This is a genomic window from Psychroserpens mesophilus, assembly GCF_050617655.1.
Taxonomy (GTDB): domain Bacteria; phylum Bacteroidota; class Bacteroidia; order Flavobacteriales; family Flavobacteriaceae; genus Psychroserpens; species Psychroserpens mesophilus_A.
The window spans coordinates 1-272 of record NZ_JBODQC010000168.1; the positions used below are offsets into that span (position 1 = coordinate 1).

The 272-nt window shown below is 41.5% G+C and carries 1 pseudogene; it reads left to right on the forward strand.

From position 1 onward, the window contains the following. A pseudogene (locus tag ACRHNM_RS16800) lies at positions 1–272 on the forward strand (aspartate kinase); the annotation flags it as partial.

The following is a 272-nucleotide window of genomic DNA, read 5'->3' on the forward strand; positions in this document are numbered from 1 at the left end:
ATATCACGCAAGGTTTTATTTGTTTAGATGCTGAAGGCAAAGTAACCAACCTACAACGTGGAGGAAGCGATTATACAGCAACCATTATTGGTGCAGCTATTGAAGCCGATGAGGTACAAATCTGGTCAGACATTGACGGGTTCCATAATAACGATCCACGTTATGTTAACGATACACAAGCCTTATCGCATTTGTCATATGATGAAGCTGCTGAGTTGGCTTATTTTGGAGCTAAGATTTTGCATCCGCAAACTGTAATGCCTGTGCGTCAA